Annotated in this window: 14 protein-coding genes; 3 read left to right on the top strand and 11 right to left on the bottom strand. The window is 72.0% G+C overall.

The window, feature by feature from the left end; translation table 11 throughout:
- Positions 1–100: 100 nt before the first annotated feature.
- The 3 genes from ACRX5W_RS03800 to ACRX5W_RS03790 form a co-directional block, all read right to left on the bottom strand.
- Positions 101–2,035, bottom strand: coding sequence for a protein kinase domain-containing protein (locus ACRX5W_RS03800; RefSeq protein ID WP_436786429.1), 1,935 nt, complete (start codon positions 2,033–2,035; stop codon positions 101–103).
- 56 nt (positions 2,036–2,091) lie between these two features.
- Positions 2,092–4,224, bottom strand: a complete 2,133-nt coding sequence (locus ACRX5W_RS03795) for a serine/threonine-protein kinase (RefSeq protein WP_436786428.1) — start codon at positions 4,222–4,224, stop codon at positions 2,092–2,094.
- Positions 4,225–4,465: 241 nt separating this feature from the next.
- Complete coding sequence (locus ACRX5W_RS03790) at positions 4,466–6,175, bottom strand: glycerol-3-phosphate dehydrogenase/oxidase (protein ID WP_436786427.1); 1,710 nt, start codon at positions 6,173–6,175, stop codon at positions 4,466–4,468.
- Between the two features lie 412 nt (positions 6,176–6,587).
- On the opposite strand from ACRX5W_RS03790, the gene ACRX5W_RS03785 reads away from it, so the two are divergent.
- Complete coding sequence (locus ACRX5W_RS03785) at positions 6,588–8,495, top strand: protein kinase domain-containing protein (protein WP_436786426.1); 1,908 nt, start codon at positions 6,588–6,590, stop codon at positions 8,493–8,495.
- A 182-nt stretch (positions 8,496–8,677) separates the two neighbouring features.
- Here ACRX5W_RS03785 and ACRX5W_RS03780 read toward each other — a convergent pair whose 3' ends face one another.
- From ACRX5W_RS03780 to ACRX5W_RS03760, 5 genes are all read right to left on the bottom strand, one after another.
- Positions 8,678–9,793: a GuaB3 family IMP dehydrogenase-related protein gene (locus tag ACRX5W_RS03780; protein ID WP_436786425.1), complete on the bottom strand. Its 1,116-nt coding sequence runs from the start codon at positions 9,791–9,793 to the stop codon at positions 8,678–8,680.
- Positions 9,794–9,953: 160 nt separating this feature from the next.
- Entirely contained in the window at positions 9,954–11,456 is a 1,503-nt protein-coding gene (guaB, locus tag ACRX5W_RS03775) for an IMP dehydrogenase (RefSeq protein ID WP_436786424.1), read from the bottom strand.
- Between the two features lie 652 nt (positions 11,457–12,108).
- Positions 12,109–12,336, bottom strand: a complete 228-nt coding sequence (locus ACRX5W_RS03770; protein ID WP_436786423.1) for a hypothetical protein — start codon at positions 12,334–12,336, stop codon at positions 12,109–12,111.
- Entirely contained in the window at positions 12,333–12,926 is a 594-nt protein-coding gene (shbA, locus tag ACRX5W_RS03765) for an RNA polymerase sigma factor ShbA (RefSeq protein WP_436786778.1), read from the bottom strand. Before shbA ends, ACRX5W_RS03770 begins: the two co-directional genes overlap by 4 nt.
- A 151-nt stretch (positions 12,927–13,077) precedes the next feature.
- Complete coding sequence (locus tag ACRX5W_RS03760; protein ID WP_231779541.1) at positions 13,078–13,689, bottom strand: response regulator transcription factor; 612 nt, start codon at positions 13,687–13,689, stop codon at positions 13,078–13,080.
- Positions 13,690–14,277: 588 nt separating this feature from the next.
- Between ACRX5W_RS03760 and ACRX5W_RS03755 the strand changes: the two genes are divergently transcribed.
- Positions 14,278–14,589, top strand: a complete 312-nt coding sequence (locus tag ACRX5W_RS03755; protein ID WP_436786422.1) for a WhiB family transcriptional regulator — start codon at positions 14,278–14,280, stop codon at positions 14,587–14,589.
- Positions 14,590–14,727: 138 nt separating this feature from the next.
- Here the strand turns inward: ACRX5W_RS03755 and ACRX5W_RS03750 are convergent, their stop codons facing one another.
- The 3 genes from ACRX5W_RS03750 to groES all read right to left on the bottom strand — a co-directional run bounded on the left by ACRX5W_RS03750 (position 14,728) and on the right by groES (position 18,010).
- Positions 14,728–15,537, bottom strand: a complete 810-nt coding sequence (locus ACRX5W_RS03750; protein WP_436786421.1) for an SDR family oxidoreductase — start codon at positions 15,535–15,537, stop codon at positions 14,728–14,730.
- 405 nt (positions 15,538–15,942) lie between these two features.
- On the bottom strand, positions 15,943–17,577 hold the full coding sequence (gene groL / locus ACRX5W_RS03745) for a chaperonin GroEL (protein ID WP_436786420.1): 1,635 nt from the start codon (positions 17,575–17,577) through the stop codon (positions 15,943–15,945).
- Positions 17,578–17,701: 124 nt separating this feature from the next.
- Positions 17,702–18,010 (bottom strand): co-chaperone GroES, encoded by a 309-nt coding sequence (groES, locus tag ACRX5W_RS03740; protein ID WP_231778719.1) that lies wholly within the window; start codon positions 18,008–18,010, stop codon positions 17,702–17,704.
- A 342-nt stretch (positions 18,011–18,352) separates the two neighbouring features.
- Here groES and ACRX5W_RS03735 point away from each other — a divergent pair, with 342 nt between their 5' ends.
- Complete coding sequence (locus ACRX5W_RS03735; protein WP_436786419.1) at positions 18,353–18,529, top strand: hypothetical protein; 177 nt, start codon at positions 18,353–18,355, stop codon at positions 18,527–18,529.
- Positions 18,530–18,572 lie beyond the last annotated feature (43 nt).

The following is an 18,572-nucleotide window of genomic DNA, read 5'->3' as shown; positions in this document are numbered from 1 at the left end:
CACCCAAGACGACAACGTACGGAAGCCCTTTGTCGGTTAGACGCCGCACGACCGGATCCGGACGCACCCGTGACCGAACCGGCACACGGAAAACCGGCGGTCAAGCGGTCGGCGTGAAACTGGACTTCGCCCCCTCGAACGTAGCGCGCAGCGATTCCGAGGACGTCTCCGGGCCCGACACCCAGAAATCGAACGTCCGACCGCCCTGGGTGTAGCGCAGGTTCATCGAGCGACGCATCGTGCCGCTGTCGTCCCACGTGAACTCCCACAGGCACGCCGGGTTGCCGTGGAACGTCATCGCGGCGAGCTGCACGCGGCGGTAACCCGGGTACGCCGCGGTCGCCGACGCACCGGTGCCCTCGGCGTCCTGCGCAGCGAGGTCCGCGTAGGGGTCGCCCGACGCGTCGGGCGGATCGACGCGCACACCGAGCCGGGCGGAGCGGCCCGGCGAGTGGAAGAACACGCGGTCGCCCTTGGGCTCCGCGTCGCTCCAGCCGTCGGGGACCATGACGGAGAATCCCGCCGGATCGACCACGCGGTGGAAGCCGGGGACGGCTTCACCGGCAGTCGGCTCGGATCCGGTCACACCCGATGCCGACGTCGCCGGTGTCCGGCTGCCGGGCGCACGCGAGTCGGGCGTCCGCGTGACGGGACCCGACGTGGTCGGCGCCCTCCCGGGCGCGTTCGCACTGCCGGTCGCGGGACCGATCCCCGACCCGGCCGTCTCCGTGCCGCCGGGACCGGTTCCCGGCTGCGCCGGGGGCGTCTTCGGCGTCGACGCCCCCGCGACGGAATCGGCCGGGTCGTTGCCGTCGCCGGTGGTGGCGACGTACGCCCACACTCCCGCGGTCAGCGCCGCGATCACCACCGAGGCCAGCGCCGCGCGGGCCGGGCGGGAGCGGAAGCGCGACGGGCCGACCGCGGGCGCTTCCGAGGCGACCGCCGAAGGCGCGGGAGCCTGCGCCGACGCGGCGGCGGGCCACCCCGCGTGCGGGCCCACGACAGGCGGCGTGGCCGGCATCGGCGGGGGGCCCTCGCGGCGCGCGGCCGGCACCGCCTTCACAGGCTCCGACACGCCCGAGAGGGTCACCGCCCCTGCCACTTCGTCGTCGAGGACGGGCGCCTCGTCGGTCTCGTCCACGCCCGCGGGGTCGCCCGGCGCGGTCACGCCGGAAGGCCCGCCCTCGGGAGCCCCGGCCCCGGCCCCGTCCTCGGCCACCGGCTCCAGCGCGTCCACGAGCCGCAGCGCCTGGTCCGCCGTCAGCCGCTGCTCCGGGTCCGCCGTCAACAGCCCGGCCAGCACGCCCGCCAGCGCGCCCGCGTGCCGGGGCGCCTCGTACGTGCCCTCCAACACCGCCTGCAAGGTGGCGAATTCGCCGTTCCGCCGGAACGGCGACCGGCCCTCGACCATCTCGTACAACGTCGCGCCGAGCGACCACAGGTCCGACGCGGGCCCCGGACGCAGGCCGTGGGCGCGCTCGGGCGCCATGTATTCGAGAGTGCCGATCGTCGTGCCGGTCGCGGTGATCGTCGTGGCACCGCCGAGCGTTGCGATGCCGAAGTCGGTGAGCACCACGCGCCCCTCGGCGGCCAGCAGGATGTTCGCGGGCTTGATGTCGCGGTGCACGACGCCCGCGGCGTGGATCGCGCTGAGGGCGCGCAGCATGCGGCGGACGATGTCGGCGGCCTCGCGCACCGGGAGCCGGCCCTCGGCCAGGTCGTCGGCGAGGGTGCGGCCGGGGACGTACTCCATGACGATCCACGGCCGACCGCCGTCCTCGACCACGTCGTGCACGACCACGACGTTCGGATGTGACACAAGCGCCGCGGCCCGCACCTCGCGCATCGCGCGGGCCGACCGCCGGGCGCGCTCGTCGTCGTCGAGGTCGTCGGGGACGCGGACCTCCTTGACCGCTACGGTCCGGTCCAACACCGTGTCGTACGCGCGCCACACCGTGCCCATGCCGCCCCGGCCCAGCATCTCCGCCAACCGGTACCGCTCCGCGACCAGCCGTTCCCCGGTCGGATCCGTCATGCGCTCCCGCCCCGCCGTGTGCTCGCCTGCCGTCACCGCCACCCCGCGTCAGCGAACTACCGCACGATGGACAGATTCTCCTTCGCGTGATCGAAGTACGTCACCGCCGTCGACCACAACTCCTCGCGGCAGCGCACGGTCATCCAGTAGCGCACCCCGTCGGACGTGCGGACGACCAGGTCCTTGCCGTGGAACCCCGTACCCTCCGGCCCGCGCCAGACATACTCCCACTCCGCCGCGTCATGCCCCCGGTAGTCGGACGCGGCCAGCTCCAACCGCCGGTAGTCCTCGTTGTCGCGGTAGTCGCGCGACGCGAGCGTGCCGTGCTCGCGGTGCAGCACCGACTCCTCGGGCGGCATCACGATGCCGCGGTCGACGGTGACCGTCACCGAGATGAGCCGGTCGGGGTCGTCCACCGACAGCCCGTTGTCGGTCGTCGTACAGCTCCAGCCCTCCGGGACCGGCAGCGCGAACCCGAGTCCCGACCCGGTGCGCAGCCGCCGCAGCACCGCGCCGTCGATCAGCGGACCAAGCACCAGACAGCCGCCGACCAGCGCCAGCACGGACACCAAGTCCGGTTCGATCTCCAGTAGTTCGAGCGCCCCGCCGCCGATGACACCGGCCAGCATCGCAGCGGGCACGGATCTGGACAGCCTGCGGTGCGGCAGTACGAGCCAGACGCCGAGGACCAGCGCGAGCAGCGAGATCGTGTACATCCCCGCCCACGTGCCGTAGTTGGCCAGCCACTTCGCCACCGCCGCGCTCACGATCGCGACGACGACGAGCACGGTCGCCCAGTGCCGGATCCACCAGCGCGGCCAACGCCGGTAGCGCGCCCGGAATCCGCCGCCGCGCCGGGCCCGGGCGCGGGCCCGGCGGCCGAGTTTGCGCTTCTCGCCGTCGACCGGTTCGCGCGTCGGCGCCGTCTGGCCGACCCGGGTGCGCTGGACGCGGAGATTGGTGTGCGTGAGGCCGGCCTGCTGCTGCGTCGGGTGCGAAGGACCGCCGTCGGCTTCGGCACCGCGCCTGCGCCCGCGCGCGCCCGCGAATCCGGACGCACCCGCCGCACCCCAGTAAGTCCCGGTCCGGGCCCGGCCGTTGCCCGGAACAGCGCCCGGGGCCGCGTCGTCGCGCGTACTGCCGCCCATACGCTCCCGCACGGCTCCGCCACGCCGACCGCCGGTGTCGCCCACCGCGTGGTGGACGGGCCTGCCGGACGGCACTGACTCGTGTGCCGGACGCCGGGCACCCGCTCCGACACCCACCCCCGCCCCGGGGTGCAGTGTGTGCCTGCGCGTCACCGCGGTCCGCTGCCGGCCCGCGAACGTGCGCGGCTCGTCGGGACCGACGGGGACGGGCGGCGCCGCCTCCGCCGCCTCGATCAGGCGTTCCCGCAGCACCGCCGCCGTCGCGCGCGCGGTCGGGTCCTGGACGAGCACCGACCGCAGCGCCGGCATCATCACCCCGGCCTTGTCCAGCTCCGGGAACCGCGCCGCGGCCACCGCGGCGAGCGTTGCCGCGTGCGTCGCGCGGCGGTACGCCGGCCTCCCCTCGACCGCTTCGTACAACGTGACACCCAGCGACCACAGGTCGGCCGGCGGGCCGGGCATCTGGCCGTCCACCTGCTCGGGCGCGAGGTACTCCGGCGAACCGATCAGCGCGCCCAATTGCGTCAGCGTCGCGCTGTCCTCGACCGAGGCGACACCGAAATCGGTCAGCACGACCCGGCCGTTGCGGGCCAGCAGGACGTTCGCCGGTTTGACGTCGCGGTGCAGCACCCCCGCCTCGTGCGCGGCCTCCAGTGCGGACAGCAGCCGCAGGCCCAGCTCGGCGACCTGTCCGGGCGGCAGCGGGCCGTCCTTCTCGATCTCCTGGGCGAGTGAGGCGCCGCGCACCAACTCCATGACGATCCACGGGCGGCCGTCCTCCGCGACGACATCGAAGATCGTCACCACATTGGGGTGGTCGATGCGGGCGGCGGCGCGGGCCTCGCGCAGCATGCGCGCGCACAGCGTGTCGCGTTCGTCGTCGTCGACGTGCGCGGGCACACGCAGTTCCTTGACCGCGACCCGACGGTCGAGAACCTCGTCGAGCGCGCACCACACAGTGCCCATCCCGCCGCGCCCCAGGCGTTCCCGAAGCCGGTACCGGCCGGCGAGCAGGCGCCCGTCGGACTCGGGGTCGGTCATGCGCGTCTCCTGTTGCTGGTCTCGCGGCCCTTCCAGTCAACCACCCCCGCCCAGGGTCGCGGGACCGGTCGCGTGCACCCGCTCCGCCCCCGGCCGGCGACGCCTCAGGCCGCTGTACCGGGCCCGCGCGCACGTCCACGCCGTGCGTCGAGCGGCCGACCGCATCGGCACTCACGCCAGCGGCACGTACCGGGCCCGCGCACGTCGGCGCCGTGCGTCGAGCGGCCGACCGCATCGGCACTCACGCCAGCGGCACGACCTCCTCGGCACCCATCCGGACCGCGTCCGCGGTGCGGTCGTCCGGCTGCTCCTGCGACTCGCGCTCCGCCTCCACCCGCTTGAGGTAGTAGTCGACCTCGCGCCGCACCTGCTCGTCCGTCCAGCCGAGCACGGGAGCCATGAGCCGGGCGCACTCCCCCGAAACGCGTACCCCCCGGTCGAAAGTTTCCATGGAAATGCGCGTACGCCGGTCGAGCACGTCGTCGAGGTGCAGAGCGCCCTCGTGGGTGCACGCGTACACGACCTCGGCCCGCAGGTAGTCGTCGGCGCCGTCCAGCGGCTGCCCGAGGCCCGGGTCGGCCTCGACCAGCGCGAGCACTTCCTCGGTGAGCGAGCCGTACCGGTTGAGCAGGTGTTCGACGCGCGCGACGTGCAGTCCGCTGCGCGCCGCGATCGCCGCCCGCGCGTTCCACAGCGCGTGGTAGCCCTCCGCGCCCGCCAGCGGCACCGTCTCGGTGCAGCTCGGCGCGACCTTGCGGTCGAGACCGTGCACGGCCGCGTCAACCGCGTCGGCCGCCATCACCCGGTACGTCGTGTACTTGCCGCCTGCCACCACGACCAGGCCCGGCACCGGGTGCGCGACAGTGTGTTCGCGCGAAAGGCGGCTGGTCGCCTCGGACTCGCCGCGCAGCAGCGGACGGAGCCCGGCGTACACGCCCTCGACGTCCTCGCGGCCGAGCGGCACCGCGAGCACCGCGTTGACGCGCTCCAACAGGTACTCGATGTCGGTGCGGCTCGCCGCCGGGTGGGATTTGTCGAGGTCCCAGTCGGTGTCCGTGGTCCCGATGATCCAGTGCCGGCCCCACGGAATCACAAAAAGCACGGATTTCTCCGTCCGCAGGATCAGCCCGGTCGCCGAGTGGATCCGGTCCTTCGGCACCACCAGGTGGATGCCCTTGGACGCGCGCACGTGGAACTGCCCGCGCTCGCCGACCAACGCCTGTGTCTCGTCCGTCCACACGCCGGTGGCGTTGACCACCTGGCGGGCGCGGATCTCGTACGTGCCGCCCTGCTCGACGTCGCGCACGTGGACGCCGACCACACGCTCGCCCTCGCGCAGGAAACCGGTCACGGTGGTCCGCGACGCGACGTGCGCGCCGTACCCGGCGGCCGTGCGCACCAGCGTCATCGTGTGCCGGGCGTCGTCCACCTGGGCGTCGTAGTACTGCACGGCGCCGACCAGCGCATCCTTGCGCAGCGCCGGCGCGAGGCGCAGGGCACGCCGCTTCGACAGGTGCCGGTGGCGCGGCAGGCCGCGCGCGTGGCCGCCGGACACGCCCATGGTGTCGTACAGCGCGATGCCGGAGCCGACGTAAGCCCGCTCCCACGCATGGTGCTGGAGCGGATACAGGAATGGCACCGGCCGGACCAGGTGCGGCGCGAGGCGCTGCACCATGAGGCCGCGCTCGCGCAGGGCCTCGCGCACCAGGGCGAAATCCAGCATCTCCAGGTAGCGAAGGCCGCCGTGGATCAGCTTGCTCGACCGGCTGGACGTGCCGGACGCCCAGTCGCGCGCCTCGACCAGCCCGACGCTCAGACCCCGGGTGACCGCGTCCAGCGCGGTACCGGCGCCGACCACGCCGCCGCCGATCACCACGACGTCCAACTCGTGCTCGGCCATCCGGCCCAGCGCGTCCTCGCGTGCCCGCAACCCCAACGCCGTGGTCCTCAACGCCTCGTCACCCGCTCCCGTGGTCGTCCTGGCCCGCCGATGTCCGCGCCGAGGGCCGAGCCGCACCCAGGGCTGTCCCGCGCCGCGGGGAACCGCCGAACGGACTTTCCTGGTCCCGATCATCGCGGGTACGGCGGCCCGCCGCGCGGGAGACGACGCGTCATCGGCCGACCTGCGCCCGGACATCGAACAGCAGTTCCCAAAAGGCGACGCGCTCGCGAGGAACACCCGAACAGGCATGCGCTGAACGTGGTCTGATTCACCCGGCCGGGCGATCTTGCCAGGCGGCCCCGCACCTCGCGGACCGACTACGCCGAATGAGTGAACCCCGCCGAGCCCGGGCGACACCTGCGGCCCCGGCCGCCTGGCATGGTGTCCCTGCACGTTCGTACCCGCTGCCACGGAGGGGCGCATGGGGGAAGAGGACGCACGAGGCCGGCGGCGAGTCTGCGGCGGGCTGTTCGAACTCGTCGAACCGCTCGGCAACGGGGCCATGGGCACGGTCTGGCGCGCCGTCGACACCACACTGCGCCGCGAGGTCGCCCTCAAAGAGGTCCGCGCCCCCGAAGGCGCCACCGACGAGGAGTCGGCGACCATGCGCAGCCGCGCGATCCGCGAGGCCCAGGCCCTCGCGCGCCTGCGCAATCCCCATGTCGCGACCGTTCACCACATCCAGATCACCGAAGGCGAACCGTTTCCCTGGATCGTCATGGAGCTGGTGCCCGGCCGGAGCCTCGCCTCGGTCCTCGCCGACGGTCCCCTGCCGCCGGAAAAGGCCGCCGGGATCGGCCGCGACATCCTCGACGCCCTCAGTGCCGCACACGGCGCCGGAGTCCTGCACCGAGACGTCAAACCGGCCAACGTCCTCGTCCGGCCGGACGGCACTGCGGTGCTCGTGGACTTCGGCATCGCCTCGGTCGAGGGCGCCGCGACGGTGACCGTCACCGGCTCGTTGCTCGGCACGCTCGAATACGTCGCGCCCGAGCGCACCGACGGCCACCCGCCGACGCCCGCCTCCGACCTGTGGTCCCTCGGCGTCCTCCTCTACGTCGCCGTCGAGGGCACCAGCCCGTTCCGGCGCCCCAACCACTGGGCCACCCTCGCCGCGATCCACAACGACCCCCACCCGCCGCCGCGCCGGGCGGGCCCGCTCGCGCCGGTGATCGACGCGCTGCTGGAGAAAGACCCCCGGGCCCGGCCCGGCGCCGAGCAACTGACAGGCTGGTTCGCGGCCATCACCGGAACCGGCGGCAGTGCGTCGGGCTCCCTCGAAGCCCCGGCCACCTCCGACTCCGGAGGCGGAACCGACACGGGCACCGACGTCGCGCAGCCCGGATCCGCGCAGGTCGCATCCTCGCAGTCGCGATCCGTTCATCCCGGCGCCCTGCCGCCCCCGCCGGGCGCCTCCGGAATCGCCGCCGCTCCGACGGTCTCCGCGCGGCCGAGCGACACCCCCACCGTCCACGCGCACCCCGCGCCGGATACCCGACCACGCCCTGCCGCCCCGACGCCGACGGCCGCCGGCGGACCACCCCCGCGCCCCACCGGACCGCCCACAGTGGGCGGCAACCACGCGCCACCGCCGGACGGTTCGCGCCGAAGGCTGCGAAACACCCTGGTCTCGGCGGGAGTCGCCGGCCTGCTCGCAGCGGGCGCGATCACCGCGTATGCGACCCTCGGCGGCGGCGACGGCGACGACCGGGCGGGCAACGCGTCGACGCCGTCCGCGACCACCGCACGCCCTTCATCCGTCCCGCCCACTGCGGACCCCGGGGGCTCATCCGCGATCATCACAGGGCCGTCCGCACCGACCGCACCGCCGTCGGTCCCGCCCACGACGGCGTCCACCGCCGCCACGCCGACCGCCCCGGTACTCCCGCCCGGCTACGAGATCCGCACCCATCCCGACGGCTTCCAGGTCGCGGTGCCGAGAGGGTGGAGGCAGACGCAGGACGCCCAAGGACGCTCCGCGTACGAATCCTCCGACGGCACGGCCCGGTTGGTCGTCGTTGTGCTGCGCGGCGACAGCGCCGACCCCATGACCGAACAACGGCGATCCGCCGCGGAATCGGACGTGGCCTACCCGGGCTACCAACAGATCGCGCTCGCCGAGGGCAGCCGCGACGGAGGCCCGGAAGCGACATGGGAGTACACGTACCGCCCCGCCGAAGGCGCACGGCACATCAAGGACGTCCGTTGGCGTGTCGGCGGGACCAGCTACAACCTATGGATCTCCGCGCCCGACGGCCCCGCGTGGCCGCAGTACGCAGAACAACTAGCCATCGCCCTGGAACACTTCCGCGATACGCGAAAGGCCTGAACGGGCCCGGAGCCCGCGCTGCCACACGCACGCCGTCGCGCACCCCGCCGGCCCCCGGCAAACCGACCACCGGTGCGACGGTGGCGTTCGCCGGGCCGCGGCCGCACACCGCGACCCCGACGAACCGCCTCACCGCCGAGCCGCATCCGCCCCGGAATGCGATTCTCGACAACCGGTGCGCGTCAGTGCGCGGGGGAAACCGTCACCTCGACCTGCTGGAACTTCTTCAGGTCCGTGTAGCCCGTCGTCGCCATCGCGCGCCGCAGCGCGCCGAAGAGGTTCATCGAGCCGTCCGAGACCTGCGACGGCCCGTTCAGCACCTCCTCCAGCGTGCCGACCGCGCCCAGGTTCATGCGGCGCCCACGCGGCAGTTCGGGGTGGTGGGCCTCCGAACCCCAGTGGTGGCCGCGTCCCGGCGCGTCGGTCGCGCGGGCGAGCGCGGAACCGATCATGACGGCGTCGGCTCCGCACGCGACCGCCTTGGCGATGTCGCCGCTCTTGCCGACGCTGCCGTCCGCGATGACGTGGACGTATCGGCCGCCCGACTCGTCGAGGTAGTCGCGGCGGGCCTCGGAGACGTCCGCGACCGCGGTCGCCATCGGCACCGCGACACCCAGCACGTCGCGCGTCGTGTGCGCCGCGCCGCCGCCGAAGCCGACCAGCACGCCGGCCGCGCCCGTGCGCATCAGGTGCAGGGCGCCCTGGTACGTCGCGCAGCCGCCGACGATCACCGGCACGTCGAGGTCGTAGATGAACTGCTTGAGGTTGAGCGGTTCCGCGCGGCCCGAGACGTGTTCGGCGGACACCGTCGTCCCGCGGATCACAAAGATGTCGACACCCGCGTCGATGACCGCCTTGTGGTACTGCGCCGTGCGCTGCGGCGACAGCGCCGCGGCGGTGACCACGCCCGCGTCGCGGATCTGCTTGATCCGCTCACCGATCAGCTCGGCCTTGATCGGCTCGGCGTAGATCTCCTGCATGCGGCGCGTCGCGGTGGCCGCGTCCAGCGTGCCGATCTCCGCGAGCAGCGGCGCGGGGTCCTCGTACCGCGTCCACAGGCCTTCGAGGTTGAGCACCCCGAGGCCGCCCATGCGCCCGACCGCGATCGCGGTCTCCGGCGACACCACACTGTCCATCGGCGCGGTCAGGAACGGCAGTTCGAAGCGGTACGCGTCGATCTGCCACGCGATCGAGACCTCTTCGGGGTCGCGCGTGCGCCGGCTCGGGACGATGGCGACGTCGTCGAAGTGGAAGGCACGCCTGCCGCGCTTGCCCCGACCGATCTCGACCTCAGTCACGTTGCGCCTCTCCTGCCGTTTGTCGGTGGACCTCAGTGGACCTGAGTGGACCTGATGGGGACCGGACAGCCGTGCCGCCGGTCCGCGGACAAGCGTACGGGGCGGACCGAAACCGGAGGTTCCGGGCCGCCCCGTACCGCGAGAACCCTCTCGAACCGGGTCAGCGCGACGAGTAGTTCGGCGCCTCGACCGTCATCGTGATGTCGTGCGGGTGCGACTCGCGCAGCCCCGCCGCGGTGATCCGCACGAAACGGCCACGCACCTTGAGCTCGGGCACCGTCGGCGCGCCCGCGTACCCCATCGACGCGCGGAGCCCGCCGATAAGCTGGTGCGCGACCGCGGAAAGCGGGCCCCGGTAGGGCACCTGGCCCTCGATGCCCTCCGGGACCAGCTTGTCCTCGGACAGCACGTCGTCCTGGAAGTAGCGGTCCTTGGAGAACGACTTGGCCTGACCGCGCGACTGCATCGCGCCCAGCGAGCCCATGCCCCGGTAGCTCTTGAACTGCTTGCCGTTGATGAAGATCAACTCGCCCGGGCTCTCCTCGCAACCGGCCAGCAGGCTGCCGAGCATGACCGTGTCCGCGCCCGCCGCGATCGCCTTCGCGATGTCGCCGGAGTACTGAAGGCCGCCGTCGCCGATGACCGGCACACCGGCCGGTCCGCACGCCAGCGCGGCGTCGTAGATCGCGGTGACCTGCGGAGCGCCGACACCGGCGATGACACGCGTCGTGCAGATCGACCCCGGGCCGACACCGACCTTGACGCCGTCCACACCCGCGTCGATCAGCGCCTGCGCACCGTCGCGCGTGGCGACGTTGCCGCCGATGACATCGACTTTGGTGTTGGCCTTGACCTTGGCGATCATGTCGAGCACGCCGCGCGAGTGCCCGTGCGCGCTGTCCACGACGATGAAGTCGACACCGGCCTCGACCAGCGCCTGGACGCGCCGGAAGCTGTCGTCGCCGGTCCCGACCGCAGCACCCACGACCAGGCGGCCGTCGGCGTCCTTCGTGGCGTCCGGGTACTGCTCGCTCTTGACGAAGTCCTTGACCGTGATCAGACCGCGGAGCTTGCCGGCGTCGTCGATCAGCGGCAGCTTCTCCACCTTGTGCCGGCGCAGCAGCTCCATGGCCTCCGTACCGCTGATGCCCACCGGGCCGGTGACCAGCGGCATCGGCGTCATGACCTCGCGTACGCGACGCGCGTGGTCGACCTCGAAACGCAGGTCGCGGTTGGTGACGATGCCGAGCAGCCGGCCGTTCTCGTCGGTGACCGGGACACCGCTGATGCGGTAACGGCCGCACAGTTGGTCCGCCTCACGCAGCGTCGCGTCGGGACCGATGGTGATCGGGTCGATCACCATGCCGGCCTCGGAACGCTTCACCAGGTCGACCTGGTTGGCCTGGTCCTCGATCGAGAGGTTCCGGTGCAGGACGCCCACACCGCCCTGCCGGGCCATCGCAATGGCCATGCGGGACTCGGTGACGGTGTCCATCGCCGACGACAGGAGGGGAATGCGCACGCTGATGTTGCGCGTCACCCGCGACGAGGTGTCGACTTCGCTCGGCACGACGTCCGACGGACCCGGCAGCAGCAGGACGTCGTCGTAGGTCAGCCCGAGCATCGCGAACTTCTCGGGTACGCCGTCGGCCGTGAGACTCATGACACCTTCCGGTTCCGGTTCGAAGTGATCGACAGGAGCGATCCGATCGGCTGACCGACACTGCGGCCGTCTTCCGCCGCGCGGTCCCGGCCGCGGGGAAAACAACGGCTCCGCCGGGCCCGCTGCCGCGCACACAGGTGCGGCAAACCCCGGTGGTGTGCCAGTGGGAGGACCCCCATGCTACTCGGCTCCAACAACCCCCGGCCCCGCGTCCTTCCCGACGACGGCCGTCGCAGTGGTGACGGACGCCGCGCACGCACGGGTGCTCCGACGCAAACGCGGCGGCCCGGAGTGGGAACACCGTGTCCGCGCATGACGGAAGCCACGCGCAGGCAACGTGCTCATACACGCTTCGGGCCCGCCGCCCCGGCCGATCGAGCAGCGAAGCCAGGGGGCGAGGATCCGGGCGTCGGACGCGCCGGCTCCGGCCGGAAACAACCGCGCGATTCGGCCGCGGTGCGCCCCGGGCGTTCCGGCGACGGGTCTCGTGTCGCCGCGGCCCTGCTCGTTCGGGGAGCATCACCTCGGCCAGGGACTCGCCCGCCGCTCCACGCAGTGGGCGCGCACCGGCGCGAGATCAGGTGCCCGTACACCTGTCGCCCCGCCGCCCGGCCGAACCTGACTCGTCCCCCGCACTCGCGGACCGCACCCGTCAGCGGCAACTGTCGGTCATCGCCCGCCGGGCGGACGGCACCGCGTCGACCTCCGCGAGCAGGGCCTGGAACAAGCGGGTCACCCGATCGTGCGGCGGACGGTCGGTGCGCAGTCGCAGAGTCTCGACCAGTTCGTCGTCGCTGCGCAGCAGCCCGAGGTCGGACAGCGCACGTGGCGTCGGCGTGCCGAGCCGCATCCGACGTGCCCCGGGATCGGCAGCCGTCACGCGGTCTTCTCCTCCTCGGCGAGCGCACGCAGCCGGGACAGCGCGCGATGCTGCGCCACCCGGACCGCGCCGGGCGACATGCCCATGGCCCGGCCGGTCTCCTCGGCGGAAAGACCGACGGCGACACGCAGCACGAGAAGCTCGCGCAGGTTGTCGGGGAGTCTGCCGAGCAGCGCCCGGGCCTGCGCCGCGTCGCTGCGGCGTACGACCTGGTCCTCGGGGCCCGGATAGTCGTCGATCGCCTCGGGCAGGTCGCACGTGGGGACGGCCGCGCGTACCGCGGCCCGCTGCACGTCGACGACCTTGTGCGCCGCGATGCCGAAGACGAAGGCCTCGAAGGGCCGCCCTTCGTCGCGATAACGCGGCAGCGCGGACAGCACCGCGAGGCAGACCTCCTGGGCCGCGTCGTCGGCCGCGTGCTCGGCTCCGGGCACCCGGCCGAGCCGGGCCCGGCAATACCGGAGCACCAGCGGTCGCACGTAGGCCAGTAGCTCGTCGGTGGCCTGAAGGTCCCCTTGGACAGCCCGGACGACCACGGCACGCATGCCGCTGTCGACCCGGCTGTCGGCCCTGTCCGGTCTGTCCGGCATGCGCTCGGCGATCCCGCCCATGAGATTCAGTATGCCGGGCCGTGGACCCTGCGGTTCGCCCCAGGGCGCGACGAAGGCTTCCGGCGACGGTTCGCGCCGGGTCCGCCGAGGCGTCCGGGGAGTGCCCGCAGGGCCCTGCGGGCCCGGCGGGTCACCGCACGAGGCCCCAGCGGAAGCCGAGTGCGACCGCGTGCGCGCGGTCCGACGCACCGAGCTTCTTGAACAGCCTCCGGGCGTGGGTCTTCACGGTGTCCTCGGACAGGAACAGCTCGCGGCCGATCTCCGCGTTGCTCCGTCCGTGGCTCATGCCTTCGAGGACCTGGATCTCGCGGGCCGTCAGCGTCGGGGCGACGCCCATGTCGGCCGAGCGGAGACGCCGCGGCGCGAGGCGCCACGTCGGGTCGGCGAGGGCCTGGGAGACGGTCGCCCGCAACTCGGCGCGAGACGCGTCCTTGTGCAGATAGCCGCGGGCACCGGCGGCGACCGCGAGGGCCACGCCGTCGAGGTCCTCGGCCATCGTCAGCATGATCACCCGGGCACCCGGGTCGCCGGTGAGCAGCCGTCGTACGGCCTCCACGCCCCCGAGCCCCGGCATGCGCACGTCCATGAGGACGAGATCGGAGCGCTCCGCGCCCCAGCGGCGCAGCACCTCCTCGCCGCTCGTGGCCGTGGTCACCCGCTCGACGCCGGGGACCGTGGCCACCGCGCGCCGCAGGGTCTCTCGGACGAGCGGGGAATCGTCGCAGACCAGGACGGTCGTCATCGCCGGCCTCCGCAGCAGATCCGCGTCACGTTGAGCCTCCACGCCTGTACATTCCGTTGCCTTCGCGGTCGGTGGTCAAAGAGTGCCCCCGCTCACCTGAGTTCGCGGGTGCGAACCGCCGACCGCCTCACCCATCCCCAACGACCGTCACTCGAAAGGGTTACGGGGTTGCGTCACGGGTACTTCTGGGGGCCGTGGGCCCGCCGGTATCACAACGAGCCGACCACGCCGGAGGGCACGCCGGGGCGGTGCCCTCCGCGAGCGACGGACCTCACCCCGGCGACCGACGCCTGCCGGGGCTCAGGTGGCCGCCGAGCGTCGCCGGGGCAGTCGGATCTCCGCTGCGCGCTCGCGGCGGCGAGTTCCGGCCAACGGCGTGTACGGGTGGGCGCGCTTGAGGAAGCGAGCGGATTTTTTACGGACCTGAACGCATGAGACCGATATATGCATGGAATTGATCATTCTGTGGCACTTTCGCACCATCGATTGATCGCATGGTCATAGCCACCCTCAGCGGAGGGACCCGCGTCGTGACCGTGCCGGCAGCAGAACGACCTTGCAATTGCCCCTGAATACGAGGGACGACTCATGGCTGATTTCTCACGGCTTCCCGGCCCCAACGCCGATCTGTGGGACTGGCAGCTCTCCGCCGCCTGCCGGGGGGTCGACAGCGCGCTGTTCTTCCACCCGGAGGGCGAGCGCGGTGCGGCGAGAGTCGCACGAGAGGCGGCGGCCAAGGAAGTGTGCCGACGTTGTCCAGTCCGTGTGCAGTGCGCGCAACACGCCCTTACCGTGCGAGAACCGTACGGTGTCTGGGGCGGACTCACCGAGGACGACCGCGTCGAGATGGACGGGCGACGTCGCATGCTCAACCGGACCGACGTGACCGCGGCGGGCTGAACACAGCAGGCCGAACAAGGCAGTTCGACCGACAGACAGCGGTGACCCCGCGCCGGTGAGACCCGGGGCAGGGTCACCGCTGTTCTGCTGGGGCGTGTCGCGGTTGACGGGTTTCTCAGGACGGCCGCCCGGCGGCGCTCACGCGCGAAACGCGGACAAGTCCAACTCCCATGCGGCGGGCCAATCCTTGGCGCGCAGGAGCGCGTCCGTACCGCCGTCGCAGAAGAGAACGGAGCCGACGAAGTACGTCGACTCCGGGCCGAGCAGGAACGCGGTGAGCCCCGCGATCTCCGCCGGGTTCCCGCCGCGACCGATCGGCAGGGGGTACATCTTCATCCCCTCCGCCGTCAGCGGGTCGGTCCTGCCGGCGGCCGTCATCGGCGTCTCGATCAGGCCGGGGGCGATGGCGTTGAGCCGGATTCCCTGGCCGATCCACTCCGCGGCGACGCTCTTGGTGCGTGCGTAGTAGGCGAGCGCGGCCTTGGCTGCCGGATAGCTCCCGAGCGGATCCGCGTCGGCCACCTCTCGTGCCGCCGCCTCGTCGCCGGCGAGGCATAGTTCGGCCAGCTCGACCGGCCAATTCGGCTGGCATGTCGTGGAGTTCGAGCTCACCAGCACGGCCGACGGGTGTTCGGCGGCGGCGAGGAGAGGGCGTACGCCCTCCAGAACCTCGACGGCGCCGAAGTAATTGACCGACACCATCTGCGACCCCGGCCGTCCGGTGGCGGCTGCAAGGCCTGCGAAGGGCACGAAACCGTCGAGAGAGCCGTCGGCCGCCGCGGCGATGCCGGCGACCGCCTCGGCGCGGCCCTCGGGCGTGGACAGGTCCGCGTCCACGTCGCTGTCGCGCAGGTCGACGCCGATGACACGGTGGCCGTCCGCTTCCAGGCGGGCTTTGGTTGCGGCGCCGATGCCCGACGCCGCGCCGGTGATCGCGTACGTGCCCATCGTGCTCCCTCGATCGCTGCCGCATGGCGGCGCTTCGCCATGATTACTGACGGACCGTCAGCTCCTGTGTCACGCCGCACTGTTGCAGACATCCGCTGCGAACGGAAAGACCGATGGCGTGATCGTTCGGCCGCCAACGCGGCGGCGCGGCCCCACTCGTGGGGCTTCCTCGCCCCACGGCATGCGCTCGGGCGGCGGAGCCCGGACGACCGCGGTCCGGGATCCGGACCGTCGGCGGCCGTGCGGACGGGCGCCGACGACATGGCTCGGGCCCGGCCCCCCAGGAGAGGGGGACCGGGCCCGAATGATCGAAAATGATCATTTCATCGACGATCGATCAGTGCCGAACGTCTCCGAGCGTCGCTCTGATCACATCATCGATCGACTGACTCGCGGCGACGAGGCTCAGTGGCTGTGCCCGTGGCCGCCGTGGCTGTGGCCGTGCCCGGCCGACTCCGGCTCGGCCGGCTTCTCGACGACCAGCGACTCCGTGGTCAGCAGCAGCGACGCGATCGACGCGGCGTTCTGCAGCGCGGAGCGGGTGACCTTGACCGGGTCGATGACGCCGGCCTTGAGCAGGTCGCCGTACTCGCCGGTGGCCGCGTTGTAGCCGTGGCCGACCTCAAGCTCCTGCACCTTGTTGACGATGACGTAGCCCTCAAGGCCCGCGTTCTCGGCGATCCAGCGCAGCGGCTCGACGGTCGCGCGGCGCACGACCGCGACACCGGTCGCGACGTCGCCGGTGTGGCCCAGGTTCTCCGCCAGCACCGAGGAAGCGTGCACGAGTGCGGCGCCGCCGCCGGCGACGATGCCTTCCTCGATGGCCGCGCGGGTCGCGGAGACCGCGTCCTCCAGGCGGTGCTTCTTCTCCTTGAGCTCGACCTCGGTGGCCGCGCCCACGCGGATCACGCACACACCGCCGGCCAGCTTCGCGAGGCGCTCCTGGAGCTTCTCGCGGTCCCAGTCGGAGTCGGTGTTCTCGATCTCGGCCTTGATCTGGCGGACGCGGTCGGCGATCTGGTCGGACGCGCCGGCACCGTCGACGACCGTGGTGGCGTCCTTGGTGATCGTGACGCGGCGCGCCGTGCCCAGGACCTCAAGCCCGACCTGGTCCAGCTTCAGACCGACCTCGGGGGCGATGACCTGGCCGCCGGTCAGGATGGCCATGTCCTCCAGCATCGCCTTGCGGCGGTCGCCGAAGCCGGGGGCCTTGACCGCGACGGCGTTGAACGTGCCGCGGATCTTGTTGACGACGAGGGTGGACAGCGCCTCGCCCTCGATGTCCTCGGCGACGATCAGCAGCGGCTTGTTGCCACCCGCCTGGATGACCTTCTCCAGGATCGGCAGCAGCTCGGCGATCGCCGAGATCTTGCCCTGGTTGATCAGGATGTACGGGTCGTCCAGGACCGCTTCCATGCGCTCCTGGTCGGTGACCATGTACGGCGACAGGTAGCCCTTGTCGAACTGGAGGCCCTCGGTGAACTCCAGCTCCAGGCCCATCGTGTTCGACTCTTCGACGGTGATGACACCGTCCTTGCCGACCTTGTCCATCGCCTCGGCGATCAGCTCGCCGATCTGGCGGTCCTGCGCGGACAGCGCGGCGACGTTGGCGATGTCCTCCTTGCCGTCGATCGCGCGCGCGGTGCCGAGCAGCTCGTCCGAGACCGCCTTGACCGCCGCGTCGATGCCCTTCTTCAGGTCCATCGGCGCCGCGCCCGCCGCGACGTTGCGCAGGCCCTCGCGTACCAGCGCCTGAGCGAGCACCGTCGCGGTGGTGGTGCCGTCACCCGCGATGTCGTTGGTCTTGGTCGCCACCTCCTTCGCGAGCTGCGCGCCGAGGTTCTCGTACGGGTCGTCCAGCTCGACCTCACGGGCGATCGTCACGCCGTCGTTCGTGATGGTCGGCGCACCGAACTTCTTGTCGATGACGACGTTGCGGCCCTTGGGGCCGATCGTCACCTTGACCGCGTCCGCGAGCGCGTTGACGCCACGCTCCAGCGAACGGCGGGCGTGCTCGTCGAACTGCAGAATCTTGGCCATGGGATGTGAGTCCTCTGTTTCCTTCGCCCTCGTTGGCTGTGGGTTGGCGCGTCGACGACACCGCCCCGGGCGCCCCAGTCGGGGTGCCCGGGGCGGGTCGATGACTTACGCGGTTACCGCGATGTCACTTCTCGATGATCGCGAGAACGTCGCGCGCCGAGAGGACGAGGTACTCCTCGCCGTTGTACTTCACCTCGGTGCCGCCGTACTTGCTGTACAGGACAACGTCGCCGACCTTCACGTCGAGCGGCAGGCGGTTGCCGTCCTCGAACCGGCCGGGGCCCACGGCCAGGACGACGCCCTCCTGGGGCTTCTCCTTCGCCGTGTCCGGGATGACCAGGCCCGAAGCCGTGGTCTGCTCGGCTTCGAGCGTCTGGACCACAATGCGGTCCTCAAGCGGCTTGATGGCAACCTTGGTGCTGGCGGTCGTCACGATCCGACCTCCCCCTTCGGAGATCTCACGGGGTAATTGTCAGGTGGCGACCAGGTAAGCCCGTCGTCGCGGGTGCCGGACCTGCCCGTCGCGTTGGCACACTCATAGGGAGAGTGCCAATGTCAGACCCTAAGCTTCGCTTAGCACTCCGTCAACTAGAGTGCCAACGCACGATTCCCCGTGGCGCCTGGGACGGAGCCCGCCGGGTGGCCCTGATCAGGGCTTCCGGGCCGTCTGTGGGCCGCGATCACGCAGAAGCTCTTCATCGATTGCGGTGTTCGTACGCGTGCGGCTCCGCGGCACGAGAGGCGCGTAGACCCTCGGCGTGAAGCCCGGGTCAGCATGCTCCCCGTACTCGACACCGCCGCGCGGCCCGAAGGCGCGTACGGCTCTGGGCATCGCAACATCTGCCTTCTCCCGGCGAAAGGCGTGATCATCCTCGACGTCGTGGACGATGTCGTCATGTTCGTCGAGGTACTCGACCGGCCGGAAGTGAAGGCGTCGTTCCGCGCCCTGTGACCGGGGGTGGAGTGACCTGGGCGGTGGGGCCGGCGTCGACAAT

This window comes from Yinghuangia sp. YIM S10712 (assembly GCF_051388935.1).
GTDB lineage: Bacteria > Actinomycetota > Actinomycetes > Streptomycetales > Streptomycetaceae > Yinghuangia.
This window is presented reverse-complemented; position numbering and strand designations above follow the sequence as displayed.

What these genes read in the sequence shown, in the direction of transcription:
- guaB (WP_436786424.1), bottom strand. Translation starts at nt 11,456, where the DNA reads ATGAGTCTCACGGCCGACGGCGTACCCGAGAAGTTCGCGATGCTCGGG.
- ACRX5W_RS03735 (WP_436786419.1), top strand. Translation starts at nt 18,353, where the DNA reads ATGCTCCCCGTACTCGACACCGCCGCGCGGCCCGAAGGCGCGTACGGC.
- ACRX5W_RS03760 (WP_231779541.1), bottom strand. Translation starts at nt 13,689, where the DNA reads ATGACGACCGTCCTGGTCTGCGACGATTCCCCGCTCGTCCGAGAGACC.
- ACRX5W_RS03800 (WP_436786429.1), bottom strand. Translation starts at nt 2,035, where the DNA reads ATGACGGATCCGACCGGGGAACGGCTGGTCGCGGAGCGGTACCGGTTG.
- ACRX5W_RS03785 (WP_436786426.1), top strand. Translation starts at nt 6,588, where the DNA reads ATGGGGGAAGAGGACGCACGAGGCCGGCGGCGAGTCTGCGGCGGGCTG.
- groL (WP_436786420.1), bottom strand. Translation starts at nt 17,577, where the DNA reads ATGGCCAAGATTCTGCAGTTCGACGAGCACGCCCGCCGTTCGCTGGAG.
- ACRX5W_RS03755 (WP_436786422.1), top strand. Translation starts at nt 14,278, where the DNA reads ATGGCTGATTTCTCACGGCTTCCCGGCCCCAACGCCGATCTGTGGGAC.
- ACRX5W_RS03750 (WP_436786421.1), bottom strand. Translation starts at nt 15,537, where the DNA reads ATGGGCACGTACGCGATCACCGGCGCGGCGTCGGGCATCGGCGCCGCA.
- shbA (WP_436786778.1), bottom strand. Translation starts at nt 12,926, where the DNA reads ATGCCGGACAGACCGGACAGGGCCGACAGCCGGGTCGACAGCGGCATG.
- ACRX5W_RS03795 (WP_436786428.1), bottom strand. Translation starts at nt 4,224, where the DNA reads ATGACCGACCCCGAGTCCGACGGGCGCCTGCTCGCCGGCCGGTACCGG.